This is a genomic window from Candidatus Eisenbacteria bacterium, assembly GCA_016235265.1.
Taxonomy (GTDB): Bacteria; Eisenbacteria; RBG-16-71-46; order RBG-16-71-46; family JACRLI01; genus JACRLI01.
This window is the reverse complement of record JACRLI010000008.1, coordinates 1-9,410: the sequence shown is the minus strand read 5'-3', so window position 1 is coordinate 9,410 and position 9,410 is coordinate 1. Positions and strand designations below refer to the sequence as shown.

At 67.6% G+C, this 9,410-nt stretch carries 10 protein-coding genes and 1 tRNA gene; all 11 read right to left on the bottom strand.

Features of this window, described 5'->3' with window-relative positions:
- The coding region (locus HZB25_04580) for a hypothetical protein (protein MBI5836503.1) at positions 1 to 1,172 on the bottom strand (1,172 nt) is incomplete at its 3' end.
- Positions 1,169 to 1,819 (bottom strand): hypothetical protein, encoded by a 651-nt coding sequence (locus HZB25_04575; protein ID MBI5836502.1) that lies wholly within the window; start codon positions 1,817 to 1,819, stop codon positions 1,169 to 1,171. The genes HZB25_04580 and HZB25_04575, both read right to left, overlap by 4 nt.
- Before the next feature lie 609 nt (positions 1,820 to 2,428).
- Positions 2,429 to 2,518: transfer RNA gene (locus HZB25_04570), tRNA-Ser, on the bottom strand.
- A gap of 19 nt (positions 2,519 to 2,537) precedes the next feature.
- Positions 2,538 to 3,527, bottom strand: a complete 990-nt coding sequence (locus HZB25_04565; GenBank protein ID MBI5836501.1) for a site-specific integrase — start codon at positions 3,525 to 3,527, stop codon at positions 2,538 to 2,540.
- A gap of 3 nt (positions 3,528 to 3,530) precedes the next feature.
- A complete protein-coding gene (locus HZB25_04560) occupies positions 3,531 to 3,767 on the bottom strand; it encodes a helix-turn-helix domain-containing protein (protein MBI5836500.1) in 237 nt (78 codons plus the stop codon).
- The gene (locus HZB25_04555) at positions 3,760 to 4,668 is read right to left on the bottom strand and encodes a replication-relaxation family protein (GenBank protein MBI5836499.1); all 909 of its coding nucleotides are present in this window, start codon (positions 4,666 to 4,668) and stop codon (positions 3,760 to 3,762) included. Before HZB25_04555 ends, HZB25_04560 begins: the two co-directional genes overlap by 8 nt.
- 276 nt (positions 4,669 to 4,944) lie before the next feature.
- Entirely contained in the window at positions 4,945 to 6,492 is a 1,548-nt protein-coding gene (locus tag HZB25_04550; GenBank protein ID MBI5836498.1) for a type IV secretion system DNA-binding domain-containing protein, read from the bottom strand.
- A 373-nt stretch (positions 6,493 to 6,865) separates the two neighbouring features.
- Positions 6,866 to 7,804: a ThiF family adenylyltransferase gene (locus HZB25_04545; GenBank protein ID MBI5836497.1), complete on the bottom strand. Its 939-nt coding sequence runs from the start codon at positions 7,802 to 7,804 to the stop codon at positions 6,866 to 6,868.
- A complete protein-coding gene (locus tag HZB25_04540) occupies positions 7,797 to 8,408 on the bottom strand; it encodes a Mov34/MPN/PAD-1 family protein (protein ID MBI5836496.1) in 612 nt (203 codons plus the stop codon). Before HZB25_04540 ends, HZB25_04545 begins: the two co-directional genes overlap by 8 nt.
- A gap of 23 nt (positions 8,409 to 8,431) precedes the next feature.
- Complete coding sequence (locus tag HZB25_04535) at positions 8,432 to 8,758, bottom strand: hypothetical protein (protein ID MBI5836495.1); 327 nt, start codon at positions 8,756 to 8,758, stop codon at positions 8,432 to 8,434.
- A 286-nt stretch (positions 8,759 to 9,044) separates the two neighbouring features.
- Positions 9,045 to 9,209: a hypothetical protein gene (locus HZB25_04530; GenBank protein MBI5836494.1), complete on the bottom strand. Its 165-nt coding sequence runs from the start codon at positions 9,207 to 9,209 to the stop codon at positions 9,045 to 9,047.
- Between the last annotated feature and the right edge of the window lie 201 nt (positions 9,210 to 9,410).

Sequence of the window (9,410 nt, the reverse complement as noted above, 5' to 3'; positions counted from 1 at the left end):
GCCGCGCGCGGCAGCGTGAATGCCACCGAGGTGCGGAAGCGGAACGGGCTCGGGGACACGGAGAGCCGGCCCGGGACCGGGCCGCGCGAGCCGTCGTCCACGCCCAGCGGCCCGTAGAAGCCCACGGGGATCAGTTCCTGGTTGTCGGTCTCGTCGTATTCGGGGATGGCGTTGGTCGGGTCCACCGTGAACTGCACGTAGTCCACCGTGCCTGGATCCATCACCGGCGGAACGGTGAACATGACCGGCGCGTAGTCGAACGGCCCGATGGCCGGGATCGTGCCCGCACCGAGGAACCGCGAGCCGTGCTGGTCAAAGGCCGTCCACTGGAGCCCGGTCATGGGCTGGCCGGAGGAGTTCACCACGTCCACCACGAGCTGCGTGGGCTGCATCGGGTGCGGGAACGGCGGCATGTAGCTGAAGAACCCGGACATTGCGTTGCGCAGCCCCTCGAAGAACTCCGCGATCCCCTCGGGGCAGATGAGCCCGTTGGCGTGGTTCTTCTCGAACTTCGCCTTCGCGTCCTTGAACTCCTGCGTGGGCGGGGCGGCGGCGGCGGGCTCGGTGAGCGTGCCCGTGCCGGCCTCTCCCTTGGTGCGGTGATACGTCCAGGTCACGCAATCCAGGATCTTGCCGGTGTCCTTGCACACCGCGCAGGTCTCGAACGTCAGGGTCGCCTCGGTGACGCCCGCGGGGAATGTGCCGTCCAGGTAGTGCGGACCATCGACCATCTCGGTGGCGGTCGCGTCGGGCGACGCGTCGGTGGAGCCCTTGCTCTGGGTGTCCTTGTCCGCGTCCTCGCCGTTGTAGTACGGGTCGCGTTCCGTGGACAGGTGGTCCACGCACGTGCCGCCCGCGGTCATGTCGTCCTGGGCGTGCTTGAACCTGCCGGCGTCGAGGTCCTTGGGCTGGATGACGTCGCCGTTCTGATCGGTACGCCTCACGGTCTGCACCAGGTAGATGGAGGAGCACTTGCCGACCTTCTTGGGGTCCGGATAGTAGGTGATCTTGATTTCCTTCACGCCGGTGAACGGGTCGGTGCTCGTGGAAGTGGTGAACTTCCCGTTGGCACCCGCATAGTCTCCCGCCCGTGCGGGCGCCCGGGAGACCATGAGCAGCACCGTCACGGCAGCAAGCGCGATCGCCCCGCGCAGGGCACGGTTCGCGCTCATTGCCTCACCCCCACCATGTGGTGGCGGAACTGGTCCACCGTGGACTTGTCGGCGCCGGAGAGCAGGGCGCCATGGAGCAGGGCGAACAGAGTGTCACCCTCCGCCGGCGTCGCGGTGCAGTGTTCCCAGCACAGCGTGGTCGGTCCCGACGTGCGCATCACCATGAGCGAGATACCAGGCTCGGCCGGGCCGGTGGTGTCCTGCATCGCCGGGCGGGCCAGGATGGCATCCATCAGGGACTTGATCTCCGCCGGGCTGACCACCAGCGTGTCGCCAAAGTGCGCGTCGTTCCCATAGTAGCCGTGATACTGGAACACGAGGAACGGCGTGCGCTGGAATCCGCCTGCCCGCAGCGCGCTGACGCCTGCGAGCGACGTGGTCAGCTTCTCCTGCGCGCCCAGGTAGGAAACCTTGAACTGGCAGGAGTTGTAATCGGAGACCACGCCCGAGTACACCTGCGGAAACGTGGAGAGCTGGGTGAGGGCCGTGGCGCGCGTGCCGGCGGGCGCCGACCCCGAGGGGGCGGGCGTGCCGCCGGGACCCGCAGCCACAACGAACAACATGCTGGCGATGGCGACGGCGAAGTGGAGGTACCGGGGCGGCGCGTTTGGGCCGCGGGGCGAATACAGAGGGGCTCTCTGGGCCATGGTGTCCTCCGGGGTAAGGGACCAGCCAGATGTCGGTGCCGTCTCGCGGCCGGCAGAGGGACGCCTTCATGAACTGGAGTGGAGGGCGGGGCGCATCCGGAGCGGAGTCGCCGGGCCCGGTCCCGCGTTGATGCCGCGGGAGCCTGCTGGGATCACCTGGGTCCATCTGTGGACCGGACGGATACGAACAAGGGGGGTCGGGTCTGGGCCAAGTCTGGCCGGCCCGCCACCGGAGGGCATTCGAATGAATGGATAAAGTGTACGCCCTTCTGCCGATTCAGCAAGAGACAATTGATATTGGACGGGAGGTTCCGAGGACCGGGTTCCTGACTCCGGCGTCCCATCTCACCCGTATCGGCTTGGCGGTCAGGGGCTTTGGGGCGTCGGGAGGCGGCACGTGGGGATCGGGGCCTTGTGGGGCGCAATTGCGGAATATGTGCGGCGCCGGCAGACCGGGGATGCGTGGATGATCCGGAGGCTCTCCCGGGGCCGAATCGGCGCGACGGCGGCGGTGGCAGGCTGGAGCGCGCCTCTGAAGTCCGCACGCATCCAGGCCTACTCGAACGAAACGGCGGCCCGTCGCCGGGCCGCCGTAACTCGTTGCCAAGATGGCGGAGAGGGAGGGATTCGAACCCTCGGTGGAGTTACCCCCACAACGGTTTTCGAGACCGTCTGATTCAACCGCTCTCACACCTCTCCGCGGCTGATACTAAAGGAGTTATCGGTGTGAGCGCAAGGGGGGTGTGGCTTCTTCTGTGGCCTCTCGTCCCAAAATCCGGTCCGCCTCCGCCTTCACGTGCGCTTCGCCGAGCCGTCCGTACCGCTGTGTCGTGACGATCGACGAATGGCCCAGGATCTCCTGGAGGGCGGCCAGGGAGCCGCCGGCTTCGAGCCAGCGACAGGCGAAGGTGTGCCGGAGCTGGTGCGCGTGGAACCGCGCGACGCCCGAGGACTTCCGAACGTAGCGCGCGAAGCCGCCCGAATCCCGGAGGGGTAGGATCCGCCCTGCCCGAAATCGCAACTCGACCTGCAGGGCCGGCGCCAGGGGAACGCGCCGCACTCTACCGCTCTTGGTCTGATGGATCACCAGCCAGCCGTGCTGCACGTCCGACGCCTGCAGCCTAGTCAACTCGCCCCACCGGAGACCGGTCCGGAGCCCCAAGCGTACGATGAATCCGTACGGCTCCGGCGCCGCCAGCACCGCCGCGACTTCCTCGTCCGTCAGCCGATCAGGCGGCTGCTCCTGGATCCTCGGCAGGAGCTTCCGCGGCACCGGCGCGTGGTCGATGAGACCTGCGTCCTCGCACCAGTTCAGGAAGCACCGCACGTCCGAGAGGACGTGCTTGACGCTTTGGACCGCGAGACTGGTCCGCCCGAGCTTCAGCCGCAGGGTCCGCAGATCGTCGCCGGTCAGCTTGTGCAGGAGCACGTGCCCGAGGTGCGGCAGCACGTAGTCCCGCATCCGCTGCCGGGCGAGCTGCTGACCCGTCGGCGTCCGGGCCGCGGGGATGTAGACCCGCAGCCACTGCTCGACGGCTTCGGCGAACTGACCCGAGGAAACCATACCCCCAGATTTCAAAGAACGCAGGCGTCGGCAGGCTTCCGTGTAGTCCGTGCCTAGGGAGATCCGGACGCGCTGTCCGTTCCGCACCTGAGCGTAATAGAAGGCCCGACCCCGCCTGACCATGTGCTTCGGCAGCTTCGGCACGCGCTACTCCTTTCGTGCCGTCACGAACCGAACCACGTCCGCCGGATCAAAGCGTAGCTGGCGCCCGAGGCGGACGCAAGGTAGGCGGCGACTGGCCACCAACCGGCGAATGGTCCGGCCGGAGAGCTGTAGGAGGTCAGCGATCTCTGGGATAGTGAGGAGCCGCTGGGGCGGCCCGGGCGGCGTCGCGTGCCGCTCCGCCGCCCGGGCCGCCCTCGCTGCGCGATCGTGTTCAGTCATTCCCTAAAGCCCCCACCTGACCATCCGGCTCACTCCCACCGCCACTTGAAGTTAGCCCTGATCGGGGCCCCTTACTGTGAGGGGACATAGTAAGGGGAGGCGTCAGCGATTCACTCAGGGACCGGAGCGCGGTTCCCGGCCCCTCCCCCAGCAGCCACACAGCACCTGTGCCGCGCCATCTGGCGTCGAGGTGACTCCGAACGGTGTCCCCTCGGCTGGGCAATCCGACAGCCACCGCCAGGGCGAACTCCCGCCAGCCGAAGAGGCCCTCGACGCCACACAGCTCCCCATAGGCCCGCACCTTCGCCCAGAGCACGCAGAGCGGCTCGGTCCCGAGATCGACCTCGATCGCCACCGCGAGTTCCCGGCTCCCAGCGGCCAAGACCACGAACAGATCGGGTACGACCGTCAGGCCGAGGTCGCCCAGATCGGCGCGCAGCTCCCAATCGGGCCGCGCCAACCGGAGTTCGACGCCAGCCGGCAGTTCGGTGGCGATCGAGGCCCAGGTGCGCACGATGGCCAGATGGTGCTCGAGGCCGCCCCGCGGCCGGCGGCCGACCTCCTCCCCCTGGTCGGCGACATACCTGCGGCCAGCCGGACCCAAGGCGTAGCGGTTCTCTGCCGTCCGGTCCGGGGCGACGACTTCAAGGTACCCTGCATCGAAGAGCCGCCGCAGACGCGCGGCCGCGGTATCCAACCGAACGCCTGGGAAGCCCAGCCGCGCGAGGTCCCGCGTCCGGGCCAGGCGAAGACGGTTGAGGCCGAGGAGCAACTCCTCGTCGCGCGCCGTCAGCCTCAGCGGCGCCACGGGGCGCCGATGGTCTCGTCGCTGCCGCGTCATCACCGTCTCCAGAACAAGGAATTGCGGACCGGCAGGCCACAGGTCGTGCAGGGCGTCCAACCGGCTGTTCGGCCGCAGACTGGGCAGCGGGCGAAGGCCCAGCCCTCGAACGACGCGGCACAGGCGCCGCATGTGTAGACGCCGACGACCGCGGTGTCGTGACCACGAGGACAACGGAGCGACGCCGATTTGATCCGGCGGAGCTGAAGCAGCAGGGCGAGCGCCCGCCAGACCGCGGCCCCACCCAGGCCGACCGTCACAATCATCCATGCGGCAGCGCGCACACCCGCCCAGGCCACACGCCACACCCCTCGCGACCGTCGGCGGTCTCGCATCTCACCCAAGCCTCGGGGATCGCCGCCGGGGTCGCGTCCCCGGGAAAAGCTGGACTGCATCGGACCCTGCCGGAGCCAAACGATCAGGGCAGTCACCGCGCGGCATCGATTCCGTACCCTGGCGAAGGGCTTGCCGCACCTCGTCCGGCAGCCCGGCTGCAGCCTGGGTCAGCGGTTCCAGATCGAAGCGTGGACTACGGAGGCGCTGTGGCCCGAAGGGGCTCTCCTTCAGCCAGAGGAAGTACTCCCGGCGGCCGAGGGTGGCGGCCTCTTCCACGAACCGCGCTTGAGCTGCCGCCAAGCTCTCGCTGCCACTGCGAGCCACGATGCCCTGCGCCAGGAGGCGCGCGTCCTCGATCGAAGAGCGGAAGGCCAATTCGGTTGCCGTATTCGTCCGCATAGCATGCAGGAGCACTGGATCGACCGCCGCCACTTGCCGCAGCTCCTGATGACAGAACCAGAGCGTCACGCGCTTGAACCGAGCGAGGCTGAGCATGCGCGAGAACTGCTGGGCCTGGTGCCGGCGCAGCAGCTCCGGGAATTCCTCGAACACGATGAGCATTTGCTTTGTGTCCCGCGTGACGGGGCGCGAGAGGATAGCCCGGCAGAGCCTCCCGAGGAGCGGGCCGCCGAGCAGTGGCACCGCGTCCTCGGCTCCCGAGGGCGGCGACCCAAAGTCTAGAATCGTCACACCGTCTTCGAGAGCCTCACTCAGGGAGATGCACCAGGGTGCCTGGAGCGCATCGCGAACACAGGAGAGATGGAAGATCAGAGACAAACGAGCACGCAGGGCATCGACCGAGGCCTGGTTCTCTCGGGGGAAGTCGTTCTGCGCGTAGCGCCGCACGTCGGAGTCTTCCGAAGTGCGCGCATCCCGGGCGAAGCGGCGAGGATCGCGGAACCACTCCTCGAGGACGGTCAGGGGGAGGTTCCGCTCGATGGCGAGGGCCGCCGGCCGGAGGTAGATCGAGTGCATCCGGACGCCCATGTCCGTACCCGACGCCTCATTCAGGGCATTGGCCAGCGTCAGCGCCTGGATGTCCCGAGGCACACCGAGTTCCGGCGCCGTCAGCCGGAGCATGGGGACGCGGTCCGGGTCGAACGGCTGGATGATCCGCACCCGGGCGGCAAGGTCTTGACCTTCGGGTCTGGTTGCGATCGCTGGCAGCAGATACTCGCAGTAGATCTGCGTCAATTCGGACTTGAGATCAACGACCACCTGGGGTGTATGCTTCAGAAGGAGCTGCAACAGGACGGCAGCCAGCAGCCGGGTTTTGCCGCCGCCCGTCGCGCCATTCATCAGGACGTGCCCCGCAAGCAGGCGTTCCGCCTCCAGGCCGCACCATTGCCATGCCCCGCAGGGGCGCTGCGCGCGCCCGAGGAGGACGCGGTCGCTCCGCTCATCGCAGCGGAGGGCGTCGAGGAAGGCGTGGCGTTGCCGCTCCTCGCGCTGCACATCGCGCCACGCTAGCTCGGTCTGCATCCGCCGCGCCTGGGCCCGATCGCCCGGGGCGAGCATCCGCCGGAGGAGGTGACCGAGCGCTTCCACCCCGGTCATCCTCCCCACGCCAAGGGCGGATCTGCATCTTCGCCCACGACATGAGCCGGATCGACCGGCGGCACATCCTCCGCCAGTCGACGCACGCTCTGCCGCACTCGACGGCGCTCCTCTCCCCGGGCACGCAGGGACATTCCGGACCGTTCCCCGAGGCTCCTCGCAGCCCGAACCGCCAATCCAACGATAAACAGCGCAACGGGCACCCACAAGCAGACCGAGGTGAATCCCGTGCCGGACCCTCGACTGATGCCGGGCTGGAGCCGATGCGCCGCGCCTCCCACCACCCCTGCGAGCCCAAGCAGCACCCGCCCGAGAAAGCAGAGGAGCGTGAGCAGGATGATGGATCGCACCACGCGGTCGAACATCAGGCCACCTCCGGCCCTTCCGCCGCCGGCAGCATCTGCCGCGTGTCGTCAAGGCGCCCCCGAGCCTGCCGGAGATCACCGGTGCCGCCGCAGTCTGGGCAACCTGGCACGGGATCCTGGGGCAACCAGACGCTGTCGAAGAAGAGGACGCGTTGTGGGTCACCGGCCAGGACACGTTGGAACACGCCGAGCGTCAGATCGGGATCGAGGCGAAGCTGGATCAGGTTGCGGTTGCCGATGCGCGCCACCAGCCCGCCCCACCGGGGGTGGTGCGAGTGGTGGTGCAGGAGGGCCAGGGCAATGAATCCCTTGAGCGCGTTCAGCGCCGTCGTCGCGAAGATCGGTGCGCCATCTGAAGTGACGTCGTTCTTGAAGCCGCGGACCAGGTACGCCTCATAGCGGCTCTGGAGGATGCAGCGGTGGCAGGCCGGGGTCGTACCCGGGCACGTGAAGGTCACCTCCGCGCCTCGGCCCTCGGCGTACACCTGCGCGCATAGACTCGCGATGTCAAACTGCAGGCTGAGCCGGTTGACCCGGGCCTGGGCGGCAAACGAATCCGTCATCCCCAGAATGAGTGGACGGGTGTATGGCCAGTGGGCGCTAGACTGCTTGAAGGCGAACCGCTCGAACTCCCGGTCGTCGATCTCATCCAGCCGACACGGATAGCGGAGCACTTCGGCGGCGGGGTTGAGGTCACGGAGCCGGCCGGCCAAGGCCTCCACTTTGGGCCGTCCCACGTCGCGACGGTACGTCTGCTGGGTGGCCAAGTTGGACTCCTCAATCCGGTCCGGATCAATAAGCACGAAGTGCCCGACGCCGGTCCGTGCCAGATCCTCAACCATGCCCGCGCCCCCGCCCAGGCCGACGGCGATGACTCGCGAATAGGCGAGTGTGAGGAGATCATAGGCGCCAGTCACCCGAGTGAAGGTCTCACGCATGACTCCCCCCTACCGTCGTGCCCGCGCCGGCGGTCAGGCCGCTGACGGCAGCGCGGCACAGCCCCTGCGGCCAAATGAGAACCTCGGGCTGAAGCACCACATCGAGGCTCTCGATCCGCACCCCGCCTGGCGCGCGATAGGCAGCGAACCCGAAGAGCTGCGCGAAGGGTTCGAGAACCATGATCGGCAGGAGCAGACGCGGCAATTCGGGATTCGCCGTGAGGATCGCTTCGGCGTACCGGCGGTCGCCCGCGGACGGCTCCGCCAGCCGTCCGGGGTGAGAGTGCACGCACCCCAGGAACCGGATGCCGGCGGGGTTCCACCACTCCTTGAGCACCCGGTTGAGCGACTCGTGGTCGGGCGAGTATGTGACATTGGTGCACGTGCCGCGTGCGTCGTCAAAGACATGGCGCACGACTCCCTCACCCAGGTAGCCACCAAGCAGCACACCGGACTCGGCCGGTCGACGACCCACAGTCGCCATCGCCTGGTCATAGACGCTAATCGTCAGGCGGCACGGATCGGCCGCACCGCTCCAATCACAGCGCGCTGGCTCGGCGTCCGAGCAGTTCGGGTGCCGCCACCCTTCGAAGATGCGTTTCATGTGCATGACTTACCTGCTCCCTTTTAGAACGCGACGCCGGTTCGGAGATACCGCATCTCCTTCTCCGCCCATGCTGCGGCCACCGCCTTGGCGGCACTCATGCTCCCGATCGGCCGATCCCAGCAGAGGTAGTGCCGGTTTCCCTCTGGAAGGACGTGACAGCCCGCGAGGCTGCCGCTTGGTTGTTGCAGGAGGTAGATGCGAACTTCACCCGACCCAAGTCGGACGAACTCAAACCGGAAGACGCCGGAGCCGTCGCCCGTTCGGTAGGTGAACACGCCGGGAGCTGATGACTTGTTGCCGTTGCTCGCCGCCGCGGCCAGCATCAACAGCACGAGTAGAGGCCACATTGACGATCTCTCCTTTCACTCGATGGGTGCTATCCAGGGGGCGGCCCGCGACCGCCCCCTGGAGCGAGGTACTCAGTGCCAGGTTCCTACTGGCAGTTCGTCGTTGCCGTGGAACGATCCCGCGGGAATGTCGTCGACCCCGCGGACAATCGGGGCAAGCAGCGTGGTGTTCATGTTCACCTCCTTTCTGGCATGGGCTGCGTTGAGCATCCGCGCGGCGGCAGCCGCGCGCCGTCTCCAGTTTCCACCGGGTGGCCGGCCCGCTCAGTGGCCCAGAACCTCCCTCCTACTCGCCAGGCACGAGGAACATGCGGCCGTCGACGATCACCGCGAGCTCGGCCTGATGCATCACCTTCAACAGGTGGAGAACCAAGCTGATGATGGTCCGGCGCTCATGTCCCAGGAGATGAGCCGGGAGGAACGTTGTGACCAGATGCACCGACTCGCGCATCGGGCGCATCCCTCTATTCCCCCACACCCCGGTGCCGGGCTGGACAGTGGCACCGCCGGCCGAAGCAAGCCCATTCTTAGTTGGAATTCTCCACGGCTCCATCGTGTGATCACGCGGCCTCTTCCAGCCGCTTGGACTGCTGCTTGATGTTCAGGGCGCGGGCGAGTGCGCTGACCAACTGCGGGAGATGCCGATGGCCCT